Here is a 25,088-nt window from a genome sequence, read left to right on the forward strand (position 1 = left end):
GAGCGCCGTCACTTCGCGAGATGCGCCCGCCGCAGCAGGTTCTTCGCCGTCCCGCTGCGCTCGCGCCCCGGCCGCACCCACGCGATGTCGATCGTCGACGCGGCCGTCATCGCCTCGTCCCGCGCGGTGTCCGAGTCGAAGCCGCCCACGGTCGCGAACTCGCCCGCGTTGTGCCGCGGCCGCTCGAACATGTGGAACACGGTCACCTCGAGCCGCTGCGCCTGCGCGTGGCGCTGAAACAGCAGATCGGCCCCACGCGCGTCCCCGACCACGAACCGGCAGCCGCGCGCGCAGGCGGCCTCGATCTGCGGCAGGTAGTGCGCGGCGAATTCCGCTTCCGTCAGGTCGAGGTGACCGGACACGTAAACGACCTCGGCGGCGGTTGGCATCACAAGATCTCCGTTCAGGTCGACCACTACGAAAGGTTCTTCAAGACATGTTCCATAGAACATGTCCCTGGAAAAGAAATTCACTCCTCCGGGTCCTGCTCCTCGCCGCGCTTGCCCCCGCGCAGCGCCAGCGCCCCCGCGGCCGCCAGCGCCAGGCCGAGCCCCGGCGCGTCCGCATCAGCCTTGCAGCCGCACCCGCCGTCGTCGTCGATCGCCCCGCCGCTGGCCGAATCGCTCGCGTCCGCGTCGGTGCTGTCCGCGGTCGTGCCGGCCGTCGTGCTCGAACCACCGCCGGTCGTCGGCGCCGCGCCGGTGCCCGACTCCGTCCCCTCGCCAGTCTCCCCGCCGGTCGTCTCCGGCAGCGGCTCGAACTCGGGGAAGGGCCCGCGGATCGCCAGAGTCAGGTGGTCGAACATGAGGTTGATGAACATCGTCTTGCCGTCGGGCGAGAAGCAGACCCCGGAGAATTCGCTGTCGCTCTTGGCGTTGCGGGCGAAGTCGAACACCTGGCCGCTGGCGTCGAGCCCTCGCACGTAGTCCTCGCCGTCGCCGTCCTCCGCCATGAACAGCTCGCCCCACGGCGCGACCGCGATGTTGTCGGGGTGGTCGAGCACCTCGAGGTCGTCGGAGCGCGCCAGCAGCTCGAGCGTCCCGCCGTCGGGCCCGTCGACCAATTTGAAAATTTGCCCGCCGCCGACCGGCCCGCCGTTCGTCGAGCACACGTAGACCGCGCCCTGCCAGTAATAGATGCCCTCGCCGCGCTTGACGATCGCCGCGCCCTTCGCCTGCGCCTGCCCGCGCACGCTGTCGTCCGTCGGGGTCGGGTCGTCGACGTCGACCCACGCGATCGGCACCACCTGCCCCACTTCCATGTCCGAGGTCGCGAACTCGTCGACCTCGACCGCCCGCAGCGCCTGCAGCTTGCCGGTGAACGGGTCGGCCTTGTCGCTCGGCACGAAGCGATACAGGCAGCTGTCGCCCCGATCTTCCGTCAAGTAGGCGACGAAGGTGTTCGGGTCGACGCACGCCGCCTCGTGCTTGAACCGGCCGTACCCGGCGATCTGCCGCGGCGGCTGCACGCTCGTCGCATCGGTCGCGCACAGATAGGTGTACCCGTGCTTGCCGTCGGTCGTCTCCTCGCACGACAACCAGCCCCACGGGCTCTTGCCGCCGGCGCAATTGCGCAGCGTCCCGAACAGCACCAGGTTGCTCGACTTCACCTCGAGCGTCTCGTTGTCGATCACCAGCCGCGTGACCCCGCCCGAGGCCCCCGGGTTGTACGCCTCCGGCGGCGCCTGCTGCTCCGGATGGAGCGGCGTGTGCAGGATGTCGAGCACGCCGAGCTCATGGTTGCGCATGAGCACGATGGTGTTCTCATCGGGCCCCGGGAACACGCCCATGGCGTCCGGCAGCCCCGGGGAGCGATAACCATCGCTCATCGGATCGAACAGCCGCGTGAGAACTTTGTAAGAGAACCCCGGCGGCAGGTCGATGATGCCGTCCGGGTCGGGCACCAGCGCGCCGTACTTCGCGGCCCTGGCGGTGCGGTGATACGTGAACGTGAACGGCAGCGCCGCCGAGCCCGCGATCGCCGCCCCGGCGCGCAACAGCCCGCGCCGTCCGAACGCCGGGGAGGTCCGCTTCATACCCGTCCATCATCGCCACCTCCCGCGCCCCCGACAAGGCCGGCACAGTGATGATCATCACCGCCCACCGTGGCCGGCTTCGCCCCATCACCTGACCTTTGCGACAGGCCTCGCGCCGCGGTTCATCGCCCTGCCCCATCGGCACCGCCGCCCGTGTCGGCCGACCCCGAGACGTCGACGGCGACGCGCACGCCGGCCACGGCCGGAGTCACTCCCCGTCGTCCCGCATCTGCCCTGGGCTGCCTCCCGCGGCTCCCCAATGACCTGCCCCTTGAGCCATGTCACCGCGCCCCGCGCGGTGTTATCCTCGCGGCCTCGTGTCGGCTCTCGGCCGCGACAGCCTCCTCGGCATGCTGCTCGCCTACGGCGGCCTCACCCTCGGCGTCTGCGTCCTCTCGCGCGCGGCCACCTGCGCGGGCGCCGGCGAACCCGCCCACGCCGGCACGGCGGCCGAGGAGACCGCCCTGTGGGCCTTCTTCGGACCTGTCGCTCCAGGCATGTCTCTCGGGGCATGGTCGATCGCTCAGGTCGAGCGCCCGCGCGGCGGCGCCGTCGTCTTCACCCTGAAGGCCGCCGGCCAGCCCGACCTCGAGCTCGCCGTCACCCGCCTCGTCCCCGACGGCCCGCGCCCCCTGGCCCGCACCGCGCACCTGGCCGTGTTCCTCGCCCGACCTGTCCCCGCAGACAGCCCCACCCCGCCCGACGCCCTCGCCGCCGCCGCCGCCCTCGCCGACGCCCTGGCCGCCCGTGAAGCCGCCGGCCCGCCCCCGCTCGCTCCGCTCACCCCGTGAGCCGCGCCTGCGCCGCTCCCGCGCGACATGTCCCTTCGACCAGCCTCTCGCCGACCTCACTGGACATGTCCCTTCGACCAGCATTCGCCGATCCGCACTCAACCTGTCCCTTCAGACATCTTACTCCGCCGACCTGACGCGCCTGCTCCATGAAGCCCCTCGCCCGCACCGCCGCGCTCCTGGTCGGCCTCGCCGCCCTCCACCTCGCGCTCGCGTGGCCCGGCGCCGGCGAGCGCGGCGTGATCGCCGAGGAAATCACCCCCTACCTGCCGCGCCACCCCGTCGTCCTCGCCAGCGCCGACGCCGGCGGCGTGCGCCTGCTCCCGCCTCACGATCGGCCCGACCGCCGCGGATTTGTTTCGACAGCGCAGTGGCCCAACCTCGCCTACATCGGCGACGCGCGCACCTGGCCCGTGCTGATCAAGGGCCACCAGAGCGCCCTCGGCACCTACCTCGGCCTCGCCGCCGCGCCCGCGCTCGGGGACGGCATCGCCGGCGTTCGCCGCAGCTCGGTCCTCCTCGGCCTCGTCCTCGTCGGCCTCGTGTTCGCGCTCGCCCGCCGCCTCGGCCTCGGCCTCGCGCTCGCCGGCGCGGCCGCGCTGGCCTGCGTCCTCTCTCCGGGCCTCCTGTTCTTCGCCCGCACCGGCTACGGCTTCGAGCTCGCCAGCCGCGTCGCCATGCTCGCCGCGCTGGTGCTCGCCGCGCGTCCGCTCACCACGGCGCGCAGCCTCGGCCTCGGCCTCCTCGTCGCCGCCGCGATCCTCTGCCGCGCCACCATCGCCGCCACCCTCCTGCCCGCGCTGCTGCTCCTGCTCGTCCACCCCGATCGCCGCGCCGGCCTGCGCCGCCCCGCCCTCGCTCTCGGCCTCGGCGCCGCGGTCCCGCTGCTGTTCGCGCTCGTCGTCCAGGCCGCGGTCCCGCTGCACGAGGGCACCGCGCCGGCCGCCAAGCTACCGCTCGCTGACCTGGCCCAGCGGACAGCCACCGCCCCGGCCACCCTCGCCGCCCAGCTCGCCTGGGTCGCCGACCCCGACACCGTCCTGCTGCCGCTGGTCGCCGACCTCTCGCGCTCGCCGCTGCCTGGCCTGGTCTTCGGGACAGCCGTCCTCGCGCTCGCGCTGGCCCGCTGGTGGCGCGCCCGCGCCGGCGACGGCGAGTGCCTGTTCGTCGCCGCCGCCCTCGGTAACGCCCTGTTCGGCGCCTGGCTGTACGGCGACCCGCAGCAGTTCCAGCTCGGCATGGCCCTGGAGCCCCTGTTCGTCCTCGCGGTCGCCCACCAGCTGCAGTCCCTGCGATCGCCGCGGCTGGCCGGCCTCGCAGTCGCCGTCCTCCTCGGCGCCCGCGCCTGGCAATGCGGCACCCTCCTGACCACCGAGCGCGCCGTCGGCAATCCGATGCTCAGCGGCGAGTCGCAGCGCGAACTGGTGGCCGCCCTCGTCGAGCGTCATCCTGCCCCCGGCGACATCGTCACCACCACCTACAATCACGTCGGCATGCTCGAGGCGTGGGCGCCCCACGAGATGCAATCGACGCACCCGCCGATTCACGCCTATCGCGCGCTCCGCCGCGGCCGGGGCGACGACTCCGGTGCGATCGCCGCGTGGCTGGCGATCTTCCGCGCCTACCCGGCCCGCTTCGTGGTGTTGTCGACCGGCCCCAATCTCTTCGACGGCCCCTTCACCGACAATGAGGCCACAGGCCGGGCCCTCTTCTCCGCTCTGCCCGCGGCCGGCCGCCAAATCGTGGCCCGGCGCGACTTCACCTGCGAATCCGGCGATCCCTGCCTCGCCCTGCTCGAGCTCTCGCCGCGGCCGTGACTGCGAACATTCCCCGCATTCGCGTTCGGGGATCGGCCGACTCTGAGATCGGCCGATTCGTACGTCAGTGAATACCGCTTCGCGCCCGCTCATGCAGAAGGGGCGACTTCGCGCATCTTTTTGATTGACTGCGGACGCACCCTCGCGTTTTGATGCGCACTGGAGTGTCCCTGCCTCATGCGTAGCAGCGTGCTGTCGTTCCTGGCCTGTATGGCCGTCCTCGTGCTCCCGGGCCTCGCGCACGCCAACGTCGGCGTCGCCTTCGTCCACGGCACCGGCAAACAGACCAATGCCCTGGCCGACTACTGGACCGCCGCGTTCGTCGATTCGGTGCGCCAGGGCCTGCCGAACCCGGCCAATTACGTCGTCATCAATTGCGACTTCGAACAATACATGTGGGACCCCGAGGCCGCCGGCTGCCTCGCCGGGCAGCTGACCACCTTCATCAACAACAAGAAGATCACCTCGATGACGGTGATCACCCACTCCAACGGCGGCAACGTGATCCGGTGGATGCTCTCCAACCCGACCTACGATAGCCGCTACCCCAAGATCATCAACACCATTCGCTGGGTCGACGCCCTCGCGCCCTCGAGCCTCGGCACGCCGCTGGCCGACGCGGTGATCGCCGGCAACAGCTTCGAGCAGTCGCTCGGCTGGCTGCTCGGCTACAAGGGCGAGGCGGTCACGATGCAGCAGACCAGCCACATGGCCTTCTACAACAGCAACTACCTCTACGGCACCGCCGGCCGGCCCGCCCTGCCGCGCGAGCTGTGGGCCGTGGTCGGCACCGACGTCGACTCCTCCCCGCTCGACTCCGACTCCTACTGCGGCGGTTACTCGCTCAACGTCGGCCTCGAGACCACCCAGAATTGGCTCGACGACTGCTCCGACGGCTTCCTCGAGTGCTCCTCGCAGGGCGGCGCCGGCTACGTGTGGTTCTACGACACCGAGGTCTCGACCGACGGAGAGCCGCTGAGCCACGCCCAGAGCCGGCGCAACTGCTTCGGCCTCGACGTCATCCTGCGCAACGACGTCTGACCGTCGATCCATTCCTGCTCGCCGCACTCTCCCTCTCGAGGAACTCCCGTCATGCTGACTCGCCTCCGTCTCCTCTCGTTCGGCGCCGTCCTGCTCGCCGCCCCGACCGTCGCCGCCGCGCCTGCGGCTCCCGGTGCCCGCCTCTCGGCTCCGGAGCCCGGCGACGTCGCCGGCCGCGAGCTCGCCACCGACGTCCCCGCCGCGCCCGCGAGCATCGACCGCGCCCCCGTGGCGATGAGCTGGCCGATCGACCAGGCCGCCGACGATCTGCACAGCCGGCCCGCGGCTCATCGCGCAGAGAGCCGCGGCTGGTGGCGCCGCGCCGACGTCGCCGCCCTCACCGCCGGCGTCCCGCTGCCGATCAGCGAGCCCGGCGCGCTGCTCAAGCTGAGCCCGCAAGACGGCGCGCCGATCGGCCTCGACGCGCTCGAGCTCGTCGATCCGCAGGGCCGCGTCTACCGCGGCGCCGACGTCCTGCGCCCCCTCGCCGACCCGACCCACCTGCGCAGCGCCGGCGCCTCGTTCGCGCCCGGCACGGCCATGTTCACCCTCCGCCCCGACCTCGGCGCCGGCGCCTTCGTCCTCCGCGCCCGCCTGCGCGCCCCCGTGCTCGTCCACGTGCTCGAGCGCGACGCCGCGGTCCACCTGTCCCTCGAGCCAGACTCCGACCTCGTGCTCGTCGGCGGCCGGCTGCAGGTCCGCGCCCGCTTGCGCGACGGCGCAGCTGACCTCAAGGCCAGGTCGATCGGCGGCCAGCTGATCGCCCCCGACGGCGAGATCACCCGCTTCGCCCTCAAGCGCGCCGCCGACGGCAGCTATCGCGCCGAAGTCCCGGCGCCCCGCCGCGCCGCCGCGCCCGGGGTCCTGCACACGCTCCAGATCGACGCCGAGGGCGTCACCGCGCGCGGCGTCCCGGTCCGGCGCACCGCCACCAATGCGGTGTCCATCGCCGCGCCCACGGCCCGCTACACCGGCGACGTGGCGATCGAGGAGGTCGGCGACGGACGTCTGCGCATTCACCTCCCGGTCGAGGTCGGCGCCGCCAGCCGCTTCGCCGCCACCGCGGTCCTCCACGGCACCAACCGCGCGGGCAAGCTCCAGCCGATCGGCGTCGGTCAGGCCGCGCGCTGGCTCGAGGCCGGCGCCGGCGAGCTCGTGCTCGAATTCGACGCGGCCACCCTCGGGGCAGCCGGCCTGCACGGCCCCTACGAGCTCCGCGACCTCCGCCTCGTCGACCAGGGCCGACTCGCGACCGTCCACCGTCAGGCGCGCGCGCTGACGCTCCCGGCCGCGCGACGCTGACCTGTCCTCAAGGACATCCAACCGTTCATCCCCTGAGGTCCGGCGCTCGCCCAGGCGTCCGGACTCATGGGTAATTCAGCCGCTCGGACAGTTGCGCCCGTCAGGGCGATCGGTATCCTGAGCAGCTATGAGTTCAAAACACCTCGCCCTAACTCACGCCGTTATCGCCGTCCTCGTCACTGCCTGTGGTGACCCCGCGACCCAGGGGGAGACAGGCACCATCGGCGACGGCTCGTCGACGACCGACACCAACACGACGACCACGACGACCGCGCCGACCACCGCACCGACCGGCGGCGCCACCGAGTCCGGCACGAGTGACAGCGAGGGCACGGGCAGCAACAGCGACACCCAGGCCACCACGCCCACGAGCACCAGCGAACCGATCACCGGCACGAGCGCGACCGACACGACCAACTCCACGCCCGGCACGACGACGCTCGACACCACCACCAGCGATACGACCACCACCGCCATCGACACCACTGATACCTCGACCTCGACGTCCACCAGCGACGGCGAGACCTCGAGCTCGACCACCGACGACACCTCGTCGAGCACGACGAATGGCAACACCACGGGCGAGCCGGTCGGCTGCGGCGATACCCTGACCGCGGTCATCCGCGACTTCAAGTTCTCGCACCCGGATATGGAGGATTACTGCTGCGCCCAGGTCAAGGGCCTGGTGCAGCCGACCCTCGGCCCCAACAAGAAGCCGGTGTTCCAGGCGGCCGGCAACCCGAAGATGTTGACCGACGCGCCGACCTTCGCCCAGTGGTACACCGACGTGGCCGACGTCAATCAGAAGACGCAGATCACGCTGAACCTGACGGAGATCCAGCAAGGCCTCTTCTCCTACACCAACAACAGCTTCTTCCCGGTCGACAACATGCTGTGGGGCAACGAGGGCCAGCCCCACAACTTCCACTTCACGACCGAGATCCACACCCTGTTCCAGTACACCGGCGGCGAGACCTTCACCTTCCAGGGCGACGACGACGTGTGGGTCTTCATCGACAACGACCTCGTCATCGACCTCGGCGGCGTCCATGGCGTGGTCACCGGCACCGTCGACCTCGACGACCTCGGCCTCCAGCTCGGCGAGATCTACAACCTCGACGTCTTCCACGCCGAGCGCCACACCGTGGAGTCCAACTTCCGTATCGACACCACGATCTGCGCCGTCCCGATGTGATCGGGCCGACGCCGTGAGAACGACCCTCGCCGGCGACCCGAATACGCCGGCTGCGCACGCGTTGCGCTGCCCTCCTCGCGGGTCCGTCCTGGCCACCCCTCTACCCCGAGCCCGCGGGGCGCGGTACTTTTCTGCGCGCGAATGCCCTCGCAACCCCCCATTGTCGGCGAACAGCTCCACGCGCTCGTCGTCGCGGCCGCGGACGGGGCGGAGGCCGAGAGTCGGGCGCTGCTGCAGGCGACGCTCCCGCTGTTGGTCGAATACGTGGCCGCGGTGCTCGTGGACAAGGACGACGGTCAGACCGCCACGGAGAAGCTCGCCATGCGCAACGAGCTGCTCGGCGCAGTGGCCCAACGGGTCATCGAGCGAGGATTCCTCGCGGAGTGGCGCCAATCGCCAGCGAAGGAGGTCTGGCGGTTCCTCGAGTCCAGGGTCCAGCAATTCGCCGCCGCCCGCCGGGACCGCGCCTGGGTCCTGCGCGCCCTCGATGGCCGCGGCGCGGCGGCCAAGACCCTGCTGTTCGCCCGTCTCCGGCAGCTGTTCGACGGCGCGGCCAGACACCGCAAACTCGGCGCGGACGAGCGCGAGGACGCGTTCCAGAGCTTCTCGGTATGGTTGCTCGCCGACGGCGGTCGAAGCCTGCTCCGCTGGGATCCGGAGGGCGGGCGCTCCTTCGACGGGTGGTTCTTCGCCCGCGCGCTCAATCAGATCGACACTCGCCGGCGCAGCGCCGACGCGTCCGCCGTCGACGAGCTCGTCGAAGACCTCCCCATCCATGACGCCTCGCGCCTGGCCGCGCACATGCACCTCGGCGAGATCGATCGCTGGCTCAAGCAGAATTGCAGCGAGCGCCAGTACGACATCTTCATCCGGAACTTCGTCGAGCAGCAGAGCGCCACCGAGATCGCCGCCGCGATGGGCGTGCAGCCGGGCGTCGTGTACATGACGATCCTGCGCCTGCGGCGAGCGCTCGCGTCGTTTCAGATGACCTGAGAGAGAGGGGCTCCATGCGCCAATCGAACGACCACGATCACCCCGAGCCCGAACAGGAGGTCCGCTCGGCGCTACACGCCGATCTGCACCCCGACTGGGAGACGCTGGCTGCCCCGCTCGATCCACCGACCCTCGATGCGATCATCGACCAGGCGATCGCGCGGAGGGCCGCGGCCGACGCCGGCCCGGCGAAGGTGACACCTCTGCGCCGCCGTCGCTGGCTGCCGCCCCTCCTCGTCGCCGGCGCAGTCGCAGCCGGGCTCGTTCTGATCGTCCGCCCGGACGGCCCGGTGGACCCATTCGAGCTCGAGATGCACCCCGGTCACGCGCAGCAGCGAGGCGACGCACCTGGCACCGTCCCGAACTTCACCTACGACCTGCGCAACGAACCTCTGTGGACCCTCCACCTCCCCGAACGAGCCGCGGCCGACGAGCTCCAGCTCTACCTCGTCGCGCAGACGGAGTCGGGCCTGGAGCTCCTGAAGCCGCAGATCGAGCGACGCAATGCGGCCTTCCGCGTGCTCGGAGAGATCGGCGAGCTCGGCCTGCGACCCGGCGCAGTCACCCTGCACTTCGTCCTCGGCCCGCGCTCGCGCGAGGCCGAGGTCGTCCCCCGATTGCAGGCGCACCTCGCCGGGGCGGCGCTGCCGTCGACCTGGCAGGTGCAGTCACGCGACATCCGCATCAACGCGTGACGATGCGGCTGCTCCGGATCCTCGGCGCCGCCCTGGCGCTGGTCGCCTGCCATTCGCCCCCGGACGAGCATTCGCTCGCGGACGTGATGGTCATGAATTGCGACGACATCCTCGACTCCGCGGAGGGGCCGGTATGCGAGCTCGACCGCGACGGCCCCCCGCGCGTCCGCGTGTGGATGCCGCAGGAGCTCCTCGTCGTCAGGATCGACGGCGAGCCGCAGACGCCGGTCTCGCAGGTCGCGACCGACGACGGCTGGCGTATCACCCTCGCGGTCCCGAGCGGGGCCGGCGCGCTCACCCTGTCTCGCGTCGGCGCGACGCGCCCCGTGTGGCAGCTGCCCTTCGCCTGGACGGATGCGACGCATCGCTCCGCGGCGATACAGGCCAGACACGCGATGGGTCGCGCCTATGTCGAGTCTCGCATGACGGACTGCAGGCGCGAGGCGAGGCGCGCGTTCGCCCTGGCCGACGCGGAGCATCGTGGGGTCACCGCCATGCTCGCGGCGCTGACCGGGGCCAAATGCAGCGGCGCGGAGCCCTGGCATGAATGGATCGCCATGGCGTCCCGGATACCGGCCGGCCCCGACGAGCGCCAGCTCGATCGAGCCGCTCTGGAGGCCCAGTACTTTCAACGCGAGGGCGCGCTGGCCCAGGCGCTCGCAGCGGCGGAGCGCGCGCTGACGGCGACGCTGCGGGTGGGCTCTGCGAACCAGCACATCGAGTTCTTGTCGATGCAAGCGAGCGTGCTGGCAGAGATGGGAGACTACTCGGCCGCCATCTCCGCCATGCGTTCGGAGCTCGAGCGCGGCTCGGCCGCGACGGCGAATCCGTGCGTCCTTGCGGCCCTCCACGCCAACCTCGCCTGGGTCCTGCTGCAACAGGCCGAACGCGTCCCGGCCGCGGCCCGTGAGTCGCTGTACGACGCGCTCTACCGCGGCCAGATGCTCGCCAACGCGCCGGACAACCACTGTCGCCTGACGAGAGGGCCGCCTTCAGGCTGAACTGGGTGCGCGCCCTCCAGCTCGAGCGAAACTGGCCCGAGGCCGGCCGCCAGCTCGAGCTCCTCGGCGACCAACTCAAAGCGGACGGTGATGGCGCAGTGCAGGCGGAGTTTCAGCTGCTGCGGGCGCGTCACTCGCTCGCCATGGGCCGAGCCCCTGAGGCCAGGGCGGCCCTCGAAGCGACGAACTCCCACCGCGACCTGCCCGACGATCTCCGACTGGAGCTGACGCTGGCGCGCGGCGAGGTCGAGGAGGCTCTCGGCTCGTGGCGGGCCGCGTTCGATCTGTATCAGCGGTCTCGTCGCATGACGAACGATCGCCTCCACCGCTTGCCGTCGGACGGCGGGACGCAGCGATTTCTCGTCGATCGCCTGCGCGGCGTCCAGCGCCTCGTGGAGCTGTCGCAGAGCCGATTCGCGGACCACGCCGCGGCGTTTCGCCTCGCCCGCGAAGCCGCCGGGACCGAGGTCCGCTGGCTCTTGCAGCGTGACGCCGACGCGAGCAGACGCCGCGACTATCTGGCCCGCCGCGACGAGCACGAACGAATGCTCGCAGAGGCATGGGACCTCTCGCCGGCGCACCGCCGGCAGCTCCTCGACTCCGCCCAGCGCGCGACGGCCCTCAAGCAGGCGGCGTTCCTGGGCGGGCAACGCCCCTACGATCCGGCGCGCCTCGAGCTCCGCGCTCCCGCGCCGGGCGAGCTGTTGCTGCTGTACTTTCCCCTGGACGCTCGCCGATTCATGGCATTCGCCGCCACCGAGGCGGACATCGAGGTTGCGATCATCGACCTCGAGCAATCGGCGCTGCCCGGCGAAGGGGAAGTCTTGAGCGACGAGGCGCTCGGGGTGTGGAGCGAGCGCCTGCTCGCGCCGCTGGGCCCGGCGCTCGATCGCGCCCGGTCGATTCGCGTGCTCCCGTCGTTCGGCGTGCAGGCCCTGCCCTTTCACGCGCTCCCGTGGCGCGGGGGGCCGCTGCTGGCGCGCGCCCCGGTCGCCTACGGCCTCGATCTACCGGTCCGGAGCCGGGGGCGGGTGAAGGCCGCGCCGGACAGCATCCTGATCGTCGGAGATCCGCTGGGTGACCTCGGCGGCGCCCGCCGCGAGTCGGAGGAGCTTCAGGCGTCCCTCGACGCATCCGGCGTCGAGGTCCGGTCGCTGGTGGGACCGCGAGCGACGGGTCCGGCCGTCCGCGCATGGCTCCCGCGCGCCGCTCACTTCCATTACGCGGGTCACAGCGCCTCGGCCGGCGCGTTCGGGTGGGCCAGCACGCTGCGGCTGGCGCAGGACACCAGCCTCACCGTCACCGACATCATCGCCCTCGATCAGGTGCCGCCGACGGTCGTCCTCCTGTCCTGCGACGCCGGTCACGTGAGCCGCGATTCGCGCGCGCAGGGCATCTCCCTCGCCGCCGCGTTCGCCTTCGCCGGATCGGAAGCGGTGATTGCGATGTCGACACCGGTCGACGCGACCGAGGCCCCCCTGCTCGGCGCCGGATTTCACGGCCCGCTCGCGGATGCCGCCGAGTTAGCGGTGATGTATCGCACAGAACTGCTTCACCTCCGCCAGGAATCCCTCTCGGACACCGCCTGGCAGGGTTTGCGCCTGTGGGTGCCCTGAAAATTTCCTGTGAGGATCGCGGTCCCGGCGACGATAGCCCGCTGAGCTGCAACGCCATGACCTCTCGTGTCCTGCTCCTGTTCTCCCTCAGCTTCATATTCGCTGCCTGCGACCTGCAGAGCCGCATTATCTCCGACGCGCCTTACATCCCGAGCGAATCAGGGATACCCAAGGGCTTCTCGATCACTTGCTGCCGCTGCGCACAAAATACTTGCAAGACGATCGAGGTGAGCGGGACGCAGTGCCCGGAAGGCTGGGAGCCGGTGAACTCCCCCTACAAGCCCACCCCACCCAAACAGCAGCAATGAGCGGCGCCAGGCCGCCGCGAGCGAGCGGTCGGCCTGCCGCTCAAGATCGAAGAGACCGTCCACCTGCCGGGCTGCCGGCAGGCTCGATATGATTTTGCCTCGCCCTGAATGTGCAGAGAAAGCGCCTGTGGGCGCCCTGAAAATTTTCCGTGAGGATCGCGGCCCTGGCGACGATAGAACCGCTGAACTGCACCGCCATGACCTCTCGCGTCCTGCTCCTGTTCTCCCTCAGCTTCGTATTCGCCGCCTGCGACCTGCCGAGCCGCCTTGTCCCCGATGCACTGTCCATCACCAACGAATCGGCGCCGTCCATGGGCTTCACGATCACTTGCTGCCGCTGCGCGCAGAATACTTGCGAGACGATGGAGGTGAACGGGACGGAGTGCCCTGAAGGCTGGCATCCGGTGTGGCCCCAACCCAACCACGACATCTCCGATCCGGCGCCCTGATCGACGCCGAGCCGGCCGCGAGCGAGCGGCCGACCCGCCGAGCAAGATCGAAGAGACCCGCCCACCTGCCGGACTGCCGGCAGGTATCGCTATGATTTTGCCTCGACCTTAATGTGCAGAGAAAGCCTCTGCAAAATTCTTCTGTCTTCGATGTGAGGGTCGAGCCTGCCGCTGCGAGAGAGAGGACGAACCGAGGGTTCGTCAACCATGAGCGACACCATGAATCTCTCCCGCGCAACCATTTGTTTGTTCTCCGTCGGGCTCGCCGCGACGCTGACGGCTTGCATCGCCGAGGGCGATGCCGACTTCGGCGGGCTCACCGAAACGACCACCGATGGAGCGAGCAGCTCCGGGGCCGAAGCCCCCGCTTACGACCCGGACGGCGAGCCGCACGCCGTCGAACCGGCAGCCTCGAACCTCCGCGTGCACGAGCCGACGGAGGGCTCGTGCCCGAAGGGTGCCAAGGAGTACTTCCAGATCCGGACCGGGCTCGGCGGGCACTCGTTCGCGATCGACGTCGACGGCAACGTCTACGGCTGGGGCGCGAACGACAAGGGCCAGCTCGGCATCAACTCGGTGAGCACCACCGAGACGAAGCCGAAGAAGGTCTCCACGACGCAGAAGTTCTGGGATGTCGCGGCCGGCGACAAGCACACGCTCGCGCTCGCGAACGACGGCACCGTGTGGGGTTGGGGCGACAACTCCGCCGGTCAGATCGCCAACGCCACCACGTCCGTCCCGAAGAAGATCGCCGGCCTCGGCGGAGTCGTCCAGATCGCCGCGGGCGGCCGCTTCTCGCTCGCCCTGACCGACCAGGGGAAGCTCTACGCGTGGGGCGACAACACCTACGGGCAGCTCGGCATCGGTTCCGTCGGCGGTACCAGGACCACGCCGACCCTCGTCTCGAGCGTGACCAGCCCGGCTGCGATCGGGGCGGGGAGGGACTTCGCCGCCGCTCACAAGGGCTCCCAGCTGTGGATCTGGGGCCGTGACAACGTCGGTCAGCTCGGCAACGGCCCGGCCTCCACCGCCAGCCGCGGGACGCCCTCGCCGGTCGCCCTGCCGGGCATCTACGGCTTCGGCCTCGGGCCCGAGCATGTCCTCGTCTACACCGCTCAATCGTTGAGCTCCTATCACGCGTGGGGCTCCAACCTCTCGGGGCAACTCGGCGATGGCACGCTCTCCCAGCGAACGTCACCGGTTGCGATCACCGGACCGTCTTTTCTGTCCGTCAGCCAGCTGATCGCCGGCGCCACCAGCACGTTCATCACCGGCGCGACCGGCTTTAGCCCGCCCAAGCCGGGTATCGAGCTCTATTCCGCCGGCAGGAACGATTACCGTCAGCTCCTGAACACGGCGCCCAGCCCGACCAAGTCCTTCACGGAGATGTCCGGAGTCTTGCAGGAGGGATATGACAACGGCGTCTCTCACGGGTACTTGCAACAAGTGGCAGCAGGCAACGGCTACACGCTCATGCTCATCGGCACCGCCGTGAAATCCATCGGCATCAACAACGCGGGTCAACTCGGGGATGGTACCCTGATCTCCCGGAGCAGCCCCACGAACGTGTGTCTGCCGTGACCCGCTGCCGGTAAACACGCGGGGCCGGTTCAGCGGCCCCGCGCACGCAGGGTTCGAGCGCTCTGCTCCGCACGCGCAGCATGCGGGGTCGAGGCGCGCGAGTGGAAAGCGACCTGGTCGGAGGCCCTGCTCGTGGTCAGCAGGGACCTGAGCCGACTCGGGCTTCGGCGAGCACCGTAACGCGATCGCCGGAGGGCGGCGCGACGCCGAGCGCACTTCCAGGCTCACGCGATGGCTGGCGGGCGCTATCACACCCACTGTTGGTTTAGGCTGGGGTAATGGACCTTCGCCATCGCCTAATCGCCCAGGCGTTCGCCGTCGCCGCTGGGGGTTGTTTCTTCCATCCTGTCGGCAGTTCGGGGGTCGGGACTGGAACCGAAGGCCCTGAGACATCGACCGACTCAAGCATCGCCACCACGAGCAGCGAGCCTGTCTGCGGCAACGGCCAGCTCGAGCCGGGCGAACAGTGCGACGACGGCAACACCATGGACGGCGATACCTGCCAGGCCGACTGCACCACCCCGCCCGGCGAGAACTGCGGCAACAGCATGGTGGACGAAGGCGAGGAGTGCGACGACGGCAACCAAGTCTCGATGGACGGCTGCGAGAACAACTGCACCGAGACCGCGCTCCCCGCCTCCTGCGGCGACGGCGTCTCCAACGGCGACGAAGAGTGCGACGACGGCAACGACATCAACACCGACGCGTGCACCAACACCTGCGAGGACGCGGTGTGCGGCGACGGTCTCGTGCATGAGGGCGTAGAGGCCTGTGACGACGGCAACGACGTCGAGACCGACGATTGCCTGTCCACCTGTGAAGCTGCCAGCTGCGGAGACGGCTTCACGTGGGAGGGCATCGAGTTCTGCGACGACGGCAACCAGGTCGACGACGACGACTGCCCCGACAGTTGCAGCGAGCCGGGTACTGACGGCGAGTATCTGGGCTGTGGCCCGATGGGAGAGTGCCCGGAAGGTTCGGACTGCCAGGAGGTGACCGGCGTCGAGGGCAACTTCTGTTCGCCGCAGTGCGCCATGTCGATGTGTCCGCCGGCCGGCGCCCAGGCGCAGGCGCAGTGCGCGCTCATCTCCATGGGTATGGGCGACCCGACCCATTGCGTGGCCCTCTGCCCGCCCGGCGACGACGCGGCCTGCCCGACCGGCACGACCTGCAAAGAGGTCCCCGACCAGCCGCAACCGGTCGGCATCTGCACCGCCCCCTGAACGCAGCGCGCCCCCAACTCCGGGCCCCAATGGTTGGTCCCCCCGACCGCCTCTGCAGCGCTCGATCGCCGCGGATCCCGCTACAGCTCTCGGCCTGCCCCTTGCACAAACGTGGCGAGCGGTCCTGTACGGCACCGCTCGCCACGCCCATGCTCCTATTAATTAAAAGATCCCGAAACCCAGGCGATGCTCGCCGGCTCCAAGTCCTTCGCGCCGGCCGAATTCTACTTCACCTGTGAAGAGGCCGCGGCCGCCCAATGGCTCGAACCGGCGGCCTGCAGTGAGTAGATATCGCGACTGACGGCTGCGTTCATAGCATTCTCGAATCCATCGAGGAACGTTTCATGGATGTGCGCTTCGGTGGAGGCTGCGCCGAGCCAAGTGGCATGGCCCAGGAGATGCTGGCGGTGCGGGCCGCCGATCGGCGCAAACTCCCCGAGCTCTACTACGAGCTTCTGAGCGACGTCGTCCAATCGATCTTCTTGAAAGATGCTGCGGTACCCTGTCCGCGGAGGAAAAGCTCCGAATCTTCGTCCTGATCCAGGAGGATTGGACCGACGAGGCTTCAGAGGGCCTCCGCGCCTCGATGCTCACTCTGCTGGGGCTCCTTCAACCGCTGGAAGGCATATCCGGGTGGCTGCTCTCGGTCGCGCAGCGCCAGCGAGACCCTGCCTACGCAGAAACCCTCCGGGGCTGCGCTGACTACCCACGCACGAAGTCGGTCGTCTGAGGCGGCTCGAACACGAGCCGCTCGGGTTCACCCCCTTGCCATCGTCCGCCTAAGGATCATGTTCGCCCATACCCGTCCTCATTCGCCAGCCATCGAAGCCGAGCCCGGGACGGATTCGAGCCTGCCTGTCGGGTCGGCAGACCCTCGACGATACGAATCGATAGCCGACGATTCAATGAGATAACATTCCACCCCGGAGATCTCCCGAGGCCTCGCAGGCAACCTCTTGAAATCACGCGCTTTGGCTCCCTCGTTGACTCCTGGCCTGCCGCGTGCTCAAGTGGGCTCAAGGACCTGCGTCATGGCACCGATCGCCGTCACCACGAAAGATACGCAACAGCCCGTCGCCGAGGATGCGATGGGTAAGCGTATCAAGCCGTGGCGTCGCGGTCGCGGGTGCTGAGGCAGAGCACTGCAATCGTCCGCGGCCACGAAGTCGGCGAGCGTCCAACTGGCGGCAAAACGAACCGCCGCCAGACGCTCAGTTCGCGGCGCGTCGATCCATCGTCTCGTTTGCGAGCTGCTTCAAGGTCGCCCTCGCTTCCGGGTTCGGAAGTCCGGGGCAACGCCTCCGGGTCGACGCCGAACGGCGTCGGCGCCGGCCGAATCGGCCGGGTTCGCGTCACCGACGCGCGCTGTTTCACAATTGAATCGTGGAAGAGGAAGAGAAGATTGCGTCGTCGGGCGGCCCCGACCCTCGGCTCTGACCCGAGGCTTGCTGGATCGACACCAGCCGGCGCAATTACTGCTGCGGCTTCGACGTCCCGTCGACGCCGCGCGATCGGGGTGCCGTGGCCGAGTGACAGGCAGCGCTCTCATAAGGCGCCATACGCAGGTTCGTGACCTGCCGGCACCATCCCGTGAAGACAATCGGGCTGCGAGCGAAGGCGCTGGCGAACCCTTGCAAGGTTCGTGTTCATCGGGGGCGGTACCCGGGCGGTCCACTGGCGGCGTAACGGCGCCTGTTACGTCACAGCGAGCGTTCAGCACACACACACGGCGGTCGGGGCCGTGCTCGCACCGACACCTGGAAGCGTCGTCTAATGGTATGACAGCAGATTGTTAATCTGCCTGGGCGTTCGCCCACTCGATGCAAGTTCGATTCTTGCCGCTTCCGCACCTGGGCCGATGGGACAGATGGATGTCCAGCGGATTCTTACCCCGCTTCAGGCTGGATCGTTACCAGCTCGGCTCGTAATATCCTTATAGCACTCCGGGCTCCGGCCAGGACGGGAATGGGGCGGACTTTTAATCCGCATGCCGAGCGCTCGCGCTCGACCGAGTTCGACTCTCGGGGAGCTCTTATCTTCGTTATCACTCATCCAGGGCCTCCTCGCGGGGCCCGCTTGCCGCCGTAGGGGAGCTGGAGTCCCCATCTCGTTGTCAGCGAGAGGATCGCGGGTTCGAGTCCCGCCGGTGGCGTCCGAACAGGGGCGCGCGTGGTGTGCTACGCGAGGCTTTGAACCTCGCCAGGAGAGTTCGAACCTCTCCGCCCCTTATTCAGGCGTGAATCTTTCTTCCCTGCGATTCGTATCAGTACCACGAATCGTCCGCCGATGTGGCCTAGTACTGCCTGCCCGAAGTTCTCCAGGGGTTCTGTCCTGGATCCATCGCCAGGGCGGTATAGGCGGTGGAATAGGCGAGGCGCGAAAACGATCTCGTCGATGTGCCAGGCCCACGAGCACAACGGCTTCGTTTGGCACCTTCGGTCCGTGACGAACTGGAGGTGCTGGCCCGGAGTGGCCGCGCCGAGGCACGCCTCGTACTCCGGGCGAGGCTCGTGCTCCTCGCTGCCGAAGGGCACTCAAACCAGGAGATTGCGCGGAGATTGGGCTGCCACGTGGACACGGTGAGGGTGTGGCGTGGGCGCTTCGCGCGTGATGGGCGAGTCGTGACGCTCGAGGATCGTCCGCGAAGTGGGCGACCTCCTCGGGTATCGCCGGCGACACGCTGCAAGCTCATCAAACTCGCCTGTGACAAGCCTGCCAGGCATGGCCAGCAGACCCGTTCGACGTGGACATATGCGACGTTGGCAAGGCGCCTGCTTCATGAGACAGGTGTCGGGCTCAGCGTGTCCGAGGTGGGGCGAATCTTGCGCAACGAGGATTTCCGGCCGCACAAGATGAGGCTCTGGCTGCACAGCCCCGACCCCGACTTCTGTCGCAAGGTTCAGCGCATCTGCGATCTCTACCATCATCCCCCGGACGGAGCTCATGTGCTCTGCGTCGACGAGAAGACCGGCATGCAGGCGCTCGGACGGAGATTTCCCAGCAAGCTCCCCGCGCCCGGCCGCGCGGGCCGTTTCGAGTTCGAGTACGTCCGCCGCGGTACCTGGTCGTTGTTCGCGGCCTTCGACGTCCGCACCGGTGAAGTCCTGGGCGAGTGCAAGCCGCAACGACGGGCCGAGGACCTCTTGGACTTCATGGAGAGCCTTGCCCGCAAATATCCTACCGGCCAGCTCTACGTCGTCTGGGATAACCTCAACATCCACTATGAGGGTGCGGACCAGCGTTGGGCTCGCTTCAACCGGCGTCACGGCGACCGCTTCCACTTCGTATACACGCCGATCCATGCCTCGTGGGTCAACCAGATCGAGATCTGGTTCTCGCTGCTGCAGCGCCGCGTCCTTCGTTACGCCGACTTTCCTTGCGCCGGAGCCTTGCCCCGCGCCGTGATGAGCTTCATCCGGCGCTGGAACAGCGACGAAGCGCACCCGTTCAACTGGACCTTCCGCGGTCACTTCGTCCACACTCAGCGGCACCACGCCGCATGAGCCGTCCACGCACCACCCGCAACGCCGCTGCGAAATCGGACGATGACGCTCGCGCTGTCGAGCAGTTCCTGCGCCAACACCAGGGCCTCGCACATATCCGTGTCCGGCATCGCGCCCCGCTCATCACCCTCGAGTCCGGCCCCACCCACGATCCGATCCCGCACGCGCGCCTGCGCCGTCTCGCCGCCAACTTGTGGCAGCTGGAGATGGCTACCCATACCGGGCGCTGGGAACCAACACCCTTCCGCGCCTCTCGCGACGAACTGCTCGAGCTGCTCCTCGGCAACTTCGGCTGGACCCTTGCAGAGAGGGCCTAGCAACCCCTGGAGAACTTCGGGCCGGATGTACTAGTGACCGGGTGTCACCCTTCCAAGGTGAAGACGCGGGTTTGATTCCCGCCATCGGCTCTCTGTGAAAATCTGCAGTTCAGGTCTTGATAGTGAGACGCGTGGTTGCCTACCACGAGGGCCCGGTGCGACCCCGGGGAGCTGCTCTACTTCTCATGCCCTTGCTCCAAGGGAGCGCGCTGCTTGGTATGTAGCGCAGTCCGGGAGCGTTACCCGGCGAGGGCTCCGCCGCGGTCCCTCGCGGACCTCCCGCCCCCCAAGCATCAACGGTGATGCGCCGCCCTCGTAGCGCGGAAACGCCGGGTTCGATCCCCGGGAGGGGCTCTCTTTTCGCGTCGGTCCACGAGCTCCCCGGTCGAGCGCCTGCATGACACGCAGGAGGTACGAGGTTCGATTCCTCGATGGACCACTCATTCGCCGTTCTTTCGACAACCTGCTCTCGTGGTCTAGAAGATAGGGCCCAGGTCTACGGAGCCTGAGACGGTGGTGCAATTCCACCCGAGAGTACTCTTGTGACGCATGGCCTCGAAGTGTATGAGATTGCACGCGACCGTCCGAAGGTCGAGGACCGGGTGCGACTCCCGGCGGGGCTGCCATGCCCTCGTGACTCGGCCGCCGCGGCGCGCCGCGGCCCCGAGCCGCGACGGCGACGCCTGTCCGAGCGCCACGCCCGCGTAGCTCAGATGGATGAGCATTGGTCTTCTAAACCAAGCGACGCAGGTTCGAATCCTGCCACGGGTGCCCACGAAAAGACCCACGAATTCAGGGGAGAGGTGTTGATGGTGACATGCGGGACTCCAAATCCTGCGAACCGGGTTCGAGTCCCGGCTCCCCTGTATCCTGCAGCGCGGCTCGAGGGATCGAGCCAGGAGCCAGTCCTGGCGGGACGCCGCGGCGCGAGTCGCGGTCGCCGGTTCGAATCCGGTATGGCGACATTGGGCTAAAGCTCGTGAGAAGAGCGGTGCTCTGTGACAGCACAGGTGAGGGGGCGGAACCCTCTAGCCCACCCGCGCGCCTCCCGGCGCGCCGTGTTTCGGTCGTCTTCGAGCCCGCGTAGCTCAACGGGAGAGCGGCGTTCTTACACATCGCAGGTCGGGGGCTCGACACCCTCCGTGGGCATTTTTTGCAGAAGCTTGGCCCTGTAGTTCAACGGGAGAATACCGCGCTCTCTACGCGGGGACCGGAGATCGTCACTCCGCAGGGTCATCACGAGGTGAAGGCTTGTCGGTAAGCCGCATGCTCGGGGAGCATGAGATTGTGCGTTCGACTCGCACCACCTCGATCGAGCGTGAATATCTTATTTAGAACGAATCATCGGAGACGAATCGCGGAGTGCGAGGCGTGTTTCGGGAACACGTAGGCGGGGTGCGACGCCCCGGTCTCCGACCAATACTCCGGCCCCGGGTCACAGAGATGCTGCTGTGGCCCGGGGCTCTCTCCCGCGTCAGTGGACGGTGCCACACCTCGTCTGATAAGCGAGCCCTTCGGAGTTCAACTCTCCGGGCGCGGACTCCCACTTCTCTTCCTCTTCCCCGGCGGCCGGGCCTGTTCTTCAGGAGCCCGGCGCCGGCGTCGACTCGGCCGCGGCCGGGGTCGCCTTGACGATCAGGTAGCGCAGCGGCGCGTCGGCTCGCTCGTTGCGCAGCTCGAGCGTCGACCGGAACGGCAGGAACACCACGGTGCCCGGACCGAACGGCTGCGGGCGGCCGTCGACCGTGGCCTCGCCGCAGCCGGTCAGGCCGATCACGATCTCCGAGTCGCGCTGCTGGACGTGGCGCCCGACGTGGCCGCCGGCCTCGAGCACGCACGAGAGCACCGACGTGAACGGCGGCGCCGCTTGCCCGGCGAGGAGGTCCCAGACGAGCACCTCGCCGTGACCGCCGAACATCGCCTGACGCCGCGAGGGTGGGCCGTGACCGATCTGCATCGCGGGAGCGTACCACGCTTCGCAGGTGGCGACGGACGGATCCGCGCCCCGGTCGCGCCGCGTCGACGCATTCACGCTATGATCATAGCGCGAGCGTCGACCCGAGCTCGAGGAAGCGCGTGCGCTCCTCGAGGCCCGCGGCCGCGAACGCGCCGCGGAGGTCGCTCTCGGGCTGCTGAAAGTGGGCCCAGCCGGAGCGATGGATCGGCACGATCGTCTTCGCGTCGAGCAGCCGGCAGGCGGCGATCGCCTCGGTCGCGTCGAAGGTGAAGCGGGCGCGGCGGAACCCGAGCGCGTGGGGGAAGCCGACCGCGCCGCAGTGGACCACCGCGAGGTCGACGGAGCGCTCGCGCCGGAGCTCGGCGAGCCTGGCCTCGAGGGCAGGGAACATCACCGTGTCGCCGGAGATCCATACGCGCGGGCCGTCGTCGACGTCGATGACGAAGCCGGTGACCTCGTGCACCTGCGGCGCGTAGCTGGGGCCGTGGCGAGCGACGACCGTGGTGATCGTCAGCGGCCCGACGCGGGTGCGGGCTCCCGGCGCCAGGCCGACCGCGCGCGTGCCGAGGCCGAGGCCGCGGCCGGGGGCGTCCTTGCTCTCCATCGGCCGGGCGAGCCGGCGCGCGCTCGGCACGGTCGTGATCACCTGCGCGACGCGAGCCTCGTCGGCGACCAGCGCGCGGCCGGCGATATCGAGGTTGTCGGCGTGGTGATCGTGGCTGAGCAGCACCGCGTCGAAGCGCCCGAGCGACGCCGGGCTCACCGGCGTCTCGTAGCGCTTCTCGCTGGCGAACCACGAGCGCGGCGTGAACCACAGGCCGAAGTCGTAGGTGCTGCCGAGCGCGTCGAACACCGGGTCAGTCAGGAACCGCGTCTCGCCGATGCGAATCGCCAGCGTCGCGGTGCCGAGGTACGTCAGCTCCATCGTCCGGCTCCGATCGGGTTCACGACGCCGCGCGGCTGTCGAGGAACGCCAGCAGATCCGCGTTGATGCGGTCCTTCTGCGTCGTCGGCAGGCCGTGGTCGCCGCCCGCGTAGACCTTGAGCTGCGAGCCTTTGACCAGCCTGTGGGCCGCCTGCGCGCTGGCGCCGATCGGCACGATCTGGTCGTCGTCGCCGTGGATGAACAGCGTCGGCACGTCGACCTTCTTCAGGTCCTCGGTGAAGTCGGTCTCGGAGAACGCCTTGATGCAGTCGAGCGCGCTCTTGAGGCCGGCCTGCATGCCCTGCAGCCAGAAGCTGTCGCGCACGCCGTCGGACAGCTTGCCGCCCGGTCGATTGGCGCCGTAGAACGCCGTCGGCAGGTCCTTGAAGAACTGCGAGCGGTCGGCCGTGACGGCGGCGCGGATGCCGTCGAACACGTCGAGCGGCAGGCCGCCGGGGTTGGCCTCCGTCTTCAGCATCAGCGGCGGCACCGCGCCGACCAGCACGAGCTGGGCGACGCGCGCGGTGCCGTAGCGACCGATGTAGCGCGTGGCCTCGCCGCCGCCGGTCGAGTGGCCGATCAGCGTCGCCTGCTGCAGGTCGAGGTGCTCGATCAGCTGCGCCAAATCGTCGGCGTAGGTGTTCATCTCGTTGCCGTCGTACGGCTGACTCGATCGGCCGTGCCCGCGGCGGTCGTGGGCGATGCAGCGATAGCCGCGCGCCGCGAGGAACACCATCTGGTCCGACCACGCGTCGGCGCTGAGCGGCCAGCCGTGGCTGAACACCACCGGGCGGCCGGCGCCCCAATCCTTGTAGTAGATCTGGGTTCCATCCTTGACTGTGATCGTGGCCATGACGGTTCAATCCTCTCTGTCGTTCGACGCGACGTCGGTTTGGTCGAGGCCCAGCGCCCGCGCCACACCGGCGCCGTAAGCAGGGTCGGCCTTGCTGCAATTGGCGACGTGACGGCGCTGCACGGCGAGCGACGCGCCGCCGAGCGAGCGGGCGGTGTTGTCGAACAGCGCCTGCTGCTGCGCAGCGGTCATCAAGCGGAACAGGTCGCCGGGCTGCTCCCAGTGGTCGTCGTCGACGCGGTGGTCCCAGTGCGCGACGTCGCCGGAGGCCGCGAGCGGGGGCTCGCCCGCGCCGGGGTTGTCGTCCCATTCGCCGTGGCGGTTGGGCCAGTAGTGCTTGGTGGCGCCGAGGTTGCCGTCGACCCGCATCGCGCCGTCGCGATGGAAGCTGTGGAACGGGCACTTCGGCGCGTTGACGGGGATCTGGTTGAAGTTGACGCCGAGGCGGTAGCGCTGGGCGTCGCCGTAGGAGAAGAGGCGCGCCTGCAGCATCTTGTCGGGCGAGAAGCCGATCCCCGGGACGATGTTGGCCGGCGAGAACGCGGCCTGCTCGACCTCGGCGAACACGTTGTCGGGGTTGCGGTTCAGCTCGAGCACGCCGACCTCGATGAGCGGGTAATCGCCGTGCGGCCACACCTTGGTGAGGTCGAACGGGTTGTGCCTGTGCGTCCGCGCCTGCGCCTCGGTCATCACTTGCACGCAGAACTTCCAGCGCGGGAAGCGGCCGGCCTCGAGGCTCTCGAACAGGTCGCGCTGGTGGCTCTCGCGGTCCTTGCCGATCACCGCCTCGGCCTCGGCGTCGGTGAGGTTGCCGATCCCCTGCTGGCTGACGAAGTGGAACTTGACCCACACGCGCTCGTCGGCGGCGCTGATCATGCTGAAGGTGTGGCTGCCGAAGCCGTGCATCGTGCGATAGCTGCGCGGGAGGCCGCGGTCGCTCATCACGATCGTCACCTGGTGGAGCGCCTCGGGCAGGCCGGTCCAGAAGTCCCAGTTGTTGTCGGCGCTGCGCATGCCGGTCCGCGGGTCACGCTTGACCGCGTGATTGAGGTCCGGGAAGCGCAGCGGGTCGCGAAAGAAGAACACCGGCGTGTTGTTGCCGACGATGTCCCAGTTGCCCTCCTCCGTGTAGAACTTGACCGCGAAGCCACGGATGTCGCGCTCGGCGTCGGCAGCCCCGCGCTCGCCTGCGACCGTCGAGAAGCGCACGAACACCGGCGTCTGCTTGCCGACCTCGGCGAACAGCCTGGCCCGGCTGTAGCGCGTGATGTCCTGCGTCACCGTGAACGTCCCGTACGCGCCCGAGCCCTTGGCGTGCATGCGCCGCTCGGGGATCACCTCGCGATCGAAGTGCGCGAGCTTCTCGATCAACCAGATGTCTTGCAAGAGCGCCGGGCCGCGCGGGCCCGCAGTCTGGATGTTGACATTGTCGACCACGGGCGCGCCCGTCGCGTGCGTCAATCTCGGCTTGGACATCGGAGCCCGG

Annotated in this window: 22 protein-coding genes and 11 tRNA genes; 26 read left to right on the forward strand and 7 right to left on the reverse strand. The window is 69.0% G+C overall.

What is annotated here, in order from left to right:
* Positions 1–8: 8 nt before the first annotated feature.
* The gene (locus O0S08_RS45320; RefSeq protein WP_269035754.1) at positions 9–416 is read right to left on the reverse strand and encodes a hypothetical protein; all 408 of its coding nucleotides are present in this window, start codon (positions 414–416) and stop codon (positions 9–11) included.
* 53 nt (positions 417–469) lie between these two features.
* On the reverse strand, positions 470–2,035 hold the full coding sequence (locus O0S08_RS45325; protein WP_269035755.1) for an alkaline phosphatase PhoX: 1,566 nt from the start codon (positions 2,033–2,035) through the stop codon (positions 470–472).
* Between the two features lie 317 nt (positions 2,036–2,352).
* Here O0S08_RS45325 and O0S08_RS45330 point away from each other — a divergent pair, with 317 nt between their 5' ends.
* The 13 genes from O0S08_RS45330 to O0S08_RS45390 all read left to right on the forward strand — a co-directional run bounded on the left by O0S08_RS45330 (position 2,353) and on the right by O0S08_RS45390 (position 16,047).
* A complete protein-coding gene (locus O0S08_RS45330) occupies positions 2,353–2,826 on the forward strand; it encodes a hypothetical protein (RefSeq protein ID WP_269035756.1) in 474 nt (157 codons plus the stop codon).
* A 149-nt stretch (positions 2,827–2,975) separates the two neighbouring features.
* Positions 2,976–4,643 carry a glycosyltransferase family 39 protein gene (locus O0S08_RS45335; RefSeq protein ID WP_269035757.1) on the forward strand — a complete coding sequence of 556 codons (1,668 nt, stop codon included), beginning with the start codon at positions 2,976–2,978 and terminating at the stop codon, positions 4,641–4,643.
* Positions 4,644–4,820: 177 nt separating this feature from the next.
* Positions 4,821–5,684, forward strand: a complete 864-nt coding sequence (locus tag O0S08_RS45340; protein WP_269035758.1) for a hypothetical protein — start codon at positions 4,821–4,823, stop codon at positions 5,682–5,684.
* 51 nt (positions 5,685–5,735) lie between these two features.
* Entirely contained in the window at positions 5,736–6,986 is a 1,251-nt protein-coding gene (locus tag O0S08_RS45345) for a DUF4785 domain-containing protein (RefSeq protein ID WP_269035759.1), read from the forward strand.
* 127 nt (positions 6,987–7,113) lie between these two features.
* Entirely contained in the window at positions 7,114–8,181 is a 1,068-nt protein-coding gene (locus O0S08_RS45350; RefSeq protein WP_269035760.1) for a fibro-slime domain-containing protein, read from the forward strand.
* A 141-nt stretch (positions 8,182–8,322) separates the two neighbouring features.
* Positions 8,323–9,174, forward strand: coding sequence for an RNA polymerase sigma factor (locus O0S08_RS45355; protein WP_269035761.1), 852 nt, complete (start codon positions 8,323–8,325; stop codon positions 9,172–9,174).
* A gap of 14 nt (positions 9,175–9,188) precedes the next feature.
* Complete coding sequence (locus O0S08_RS45360) at positions 9,189–9,869, forward strand: hypothetical protein (RefSeq protein WP_269035763.1); 681 nt, start codon at positions 9,189–9,191, stop codon at positions 9,867–9,869.
* The gene (locus O0S08_RS45365) at positions 9,866–10,870 is read left to right on the forward strand and encodes a hypothetical protein (RefSeq protein ID WP_269035764.1); all 1,005 of its coding nucleotides are present in this window, start codon (positions 9,866–9,868) and stop codon (positions 10,868–10,870) included. The genes O0S08_RS45360 and O0S08_RS45365 overlap by 4 nt, the downstream gene beginning before the upstream one ends.
* A gap of 5 nt (positions 10,871–10,875) precedes the next feature.
* Positions 10,876–12,486 (forward strand): CHAT domain-containing protein, encoded by a 1,611-nt coding sequence (locus tag O0S08_RS45370; RefSeq protein WP_269035765.1) that lies wholly within the window; start codon positions 10,876–10,878, stop codon positions 12,484–12,486.
* 56 nt (positions 12,487–12,542) lie between these two features.
* Positions 12,543–12,794: a hypothetical protein gene (locus O0S08_RS45375; RefSeq protein WP_269035766.1), complete on the forward strand. Its 252-nt coding sequence runs from the start codon at positions 12,543–12,545 to the stop codon at positions 12,792–12,794.
* A gap of 197 nt (positions 12,795–12,991) precedes the next feature.
* Positions 12,992–13,243: a hypothetical protein gene (locus tag O0S08_RS45380; protein ID WP_269035767.1), complete on the forward strand. Its 252-nt coding sequence runs from the start codon at positions 12,992–12,994 to the stop codon at positions 13,241–13,243.
* 219 nt (positions 13,244–13,462) lie between these two features.
* A complete protein-coding gene (locus tag O0S08_RS45385) occupies positions 13,463–14,824 on the forward strand; it encodes an RCC1 domain-containing protein (RefSeq protein ID WP_269035768.1) in 1,362 nt (453 codons plus the stop codon).
* 278 nt (positions 14,825–15,102) lie between these two features.
* Positions 15,103–16,047 carry a DUF4215 domain-containing protein gene (locus tag O0S08_RS45390; protein WP_269035769.1) on the forward strand — a complete coding sequence of 315 codons (945 nt, stop codon included), beginning with the start codon at positions 15,103–15,105 and terminating at the stop codon, positions 16,045–16,047.
* A 224-nt stretch (positions 16,048–16,271) separates the two neighbouring features.
* On the opposite strand, the gene O0S08_RS45395 is transcribed toward O0S08_RS45390, so the two are convergent.
* A complete protein-coding gene (locus O0S08_RS45395; protein WP_269035770.1) occupies positions 16,272–16,520 on the reverse strand; it encodes a hypothetical protein in 249 nt (82 codons plus the stop codon).
* Between the two features lie 1,042 nt (positions 16,521–17,562).
* Between O0S08_RS45395 and O0S08_RS45400 the strand changes: the two genes are divergently transcribed.
* From O0S08_RS45400 to O0S08_RS45460, 13 genes are all read left to right on the forward strand, one after another.
* Positions 17,563–17,633: transfer RNA gene (locus O0S08_RS45400), tRNA-Met, on the forward strand.
* Between the two features lie 173 nt (positions 17,634–17,806).
* A tRNA-Asn gene (locus tag O0S08_RS45405) sits at positions 17,807–17,894 on the forward strand.
* 231 nt (positions 17,895–18,125) lie between these two features.
* Positions 18,126–18,199: transfer RNA gene (locus tag O0S08_RS45410), tRNA-Asp, on the forward strand.
* Positions 18,200–18,503: 304 nt separating this feature from the next.
* Positions 18,504–19,550, forward strand: coding sequence for an IS630 family transposase (locus O0S08_RS45415; protein ID WP_269032844.1), 1,047 nt, complete (start codon positions 18,504–18,506; stop codon positions 19,548–19,550).
* On the forward strand, positions 19,547–19,867 hold the full coding sequence (locus tag O0S08_RS45420; protein WP_269032845.1) for a hypothetical protein: 321 nt from the start codon (positions 19,547–19,549) through the stop codon (positions 19,865–19,867). Before O0S08_RS45415 ends, O0S08_RS45420 begins: the two co-directional genes overlap by 4 nt.
* Before the next feature lie 20 nt (positions 19,868–19,887).
* Positions 19,888–19,957 (forward strand) — tRNA-OTHER (locus tag O0S08_RS45425).
* A 191-nt stretch (positions 19,958–20,148) separates the two neighbouring features.
* Positions 20,149–20,221, forward strand: a tRNA-Thr gene (locus O0S08_RS45430).
* A gap of 13 nt (positions 20,222–20,234) precedes the next feature.
* Positions 20,235–20,306, forward strand: a tRNA-Val gene (locus tag O0S08_RS45435).
* Between the two features lie 26 nt (positions 20,307–20,332).
* Positions 20,333–20,404: transfer RNA gene (locus O0S08_RS45440), tRNA-Arg, on the forward strand.
* Between the two features lie 160 nt (positions 20,405–20,564).
* Positions 20,565–20,642 (forward strand) — tRNA-Arg (locus O0S08_RS45445).
* Positions 20,643–20,661: 19 nt separating this feature from the next.
* A tRNA-Trp gene (locus O0S08_RS45450) sits at positions 20,662–20,733 on the forward strand.
* Between the two features lie 211 nt (positions 20,734–20,944).
* A tRNA-Val gene (locus O0S08_RS45455) sits at positions 20,945–21,016 on the forward strand.
* Between the two features lie 90 nt (positions 21,017–21,106).
* Positions 21,107–21,179: transfer RNA gene (locus O0S08_RS45460), tRNA-Pro, on the forward strand.
* A gap of 270 nt (positions 21,180–21,449) precedes the next feature.
* Here O0S08_RS45460 and O0S08_RS45465 read toward each other — a convergent pair.
* The 4 genes from O0S08_RS45465 to O0S08_RS45480 all read right to left on the reverse strand — a co-directional run bounded on the left by O0S08_RS45465 (position 21,450) and on the right by O0S08_RS45480 (position 25,078).
* Complete coding sequence (locus O0S08_RS45465) at positions 21,450–21,824, reverse strand: cupin domain-containing protein (RefSeq protein WP_269035771.1); 375 nt, start codon at positions 21,822–21,824, stop codon at positions 21,450–21,452.
* Positions 21,825–21,906: 82 nt separating this feature from the next.
* Positions 21,907–22,749 carry an MBL fold metallo-hydrolase gene (locus O0S08_RS45470; protein ID WP_269035772.1) on the reverse strand — a complete coding sequence of 281 codons (843 nt, stop codon included), beginning with the start codon at positions 22,747–22,749 and terminating at the stop codon, positions 21,907–21,909.
* A gap of 19 nt (positions 22,750–22,768) precedes the next feature.
* Complete coding sequence (locus O0S08_RS45475) at positions 22,769–23,602, reverse strand: alpha/beta fold hydrolase (protein ID WP_269035773.1); 834 nt, start codon at positions 23,600–23,602, stop codon at positions 22,769–22,771.
* 6 nt (positions 23,603–23,608) lie between these two features.
* Positions 23,609–25,078: a catalase gene (locus O0S08_RS45480; protein ID WP_269035774.1), complete on the reverse strand. Its 1,470-nt coding sequence runs from the start codon at positions 25,076–25,078 to the stop codon at positions 23,609–23,611.
* Positions 25,079–25,088: the final 10 nt, after the last annotated feature.

The sequence above is a fragment of the Nannocystis punicea genome, from assembly GCF_026965555.1.
Taxonomy (GTDB): Bacteria; Myxococcota_A; Polyangia; order Nannocystales; family Nannocystaceae; genus Nannocystis; species Nannocystis punicea.

Bases quoted from the DNA above. Each gene is read 5' to 3' on its own strand.
- O0S08_RS45325 (WP_269035755.1), bottom strand. From the start codon at position 2,035: ATGAAGCGGACCTCCCCGGCGTTCGGACGGCGCGGGCTGTTGCGCGCC.
- O0S08_RS45335 (WP_269035757.1), top strand. From the start codon at position 2,976: ATGAAGCCCCTCGCCCGCACCGCCGCGCTCCTGGTCGGCCTCGCCGCC.
- O0S08_RS45340 (WP_269035758.1), top strand. From the start codon at position 4,821: ATGCGTAGCAGCGTGCTGTCGTTCCTGGCCTGTATGGCCGTCCTCGTG.
- O0S08_RS45345 (WP_269035759.1), top strand. From the start codon at position 5,736: ATGCTGACTCGCCTCCGTCTCCTCTCGTTCGGCGCCGTCCTGCTCGCC.
- O0S08_RS45350 (WP_269035760.1), top strand. From the start codon at position 7,114: ATGAGTTCAAAACACCTCGCCCTAACTCACGCCGTTATCGCCGTCCTC.
- O0S08_RS45355 (WP_269035761.1), top strand. From the start codon at position 8,323: ATGCCCTCGCAACCCCCCATTGTCGGCGAACAGCTCCACGCGCTCGTC.
- O0S08_RS45360 (WP_269035763.1), top strand. From the start codon at position 9,189: ATGCGCCAATCGAACGACCACGATCACCCCGAGCCCGAACAGGAGGTC.
- O0S08_RS45375 (WP_269035766.1), top strand. From the start codon at position 12,543: ATGACCTCTCGTGTCCTGCTCCTGTTCTCCCTCAGCTTCATATTCGCT.
- O0S08_RS45380 (WP_269035767.1), top strand. From the start codon at position 12,992: ATGACCTCTCGCGTCCTGCTCCTGTTCTCCCTCAGCTTCGTATTCGCC.
- O0S08_RS45385 (WP_269035768.1), top strand. From the start codon at position 13,463: ATGAATCTCTCCCGCGCAACCATTTGTTTGTTCTCCGTCGGGCTCGCC.
- O0S08_RS45390 (WP_269035769.1), top strand. From the start codon at position 15,103: ATGGACCTTCGCCATCGCCTAATCGCCCAGGCGTTCGCCGTCGCCGCT.
- O0S08_RS45420 (WP_269032845.1), top strand. From the start codon at position 19,547: ATGAGCCGTCCACGCACCACCCGCAACGCCGCTGCGAAATCGGACGAT.
- O0S08_RS45465 (WP_269035771.1), bottom strand. From the start codon at position 21,824: ATGCAGATCGGTCACGGCCCACCCTCGCGGCGTCAGGCGATGTTCGGC.
- O0S08_RS45470 (WP_269035772.1), bottom strand. From the start codon at position 22,749: ATGGAGCTGACGTACCTCGGCACCGCGACGCTGGCGATTCGCATCGGC.
- O0S08_RS45475 (WP_269035773.1), bottom strand. From the start codon at position 23,602: ATGGCCACGATCACAGTCAAGGATGGAACCCAGATCTACTACAAGGAT.
- O0S08_RS45480 (WP_269035774.1), bottom strand. From the start codon at position 25,078: ATGTCCAAGCCGAGATTGACGCACGCGACGGGCGCGCCCGTGGTCGAC.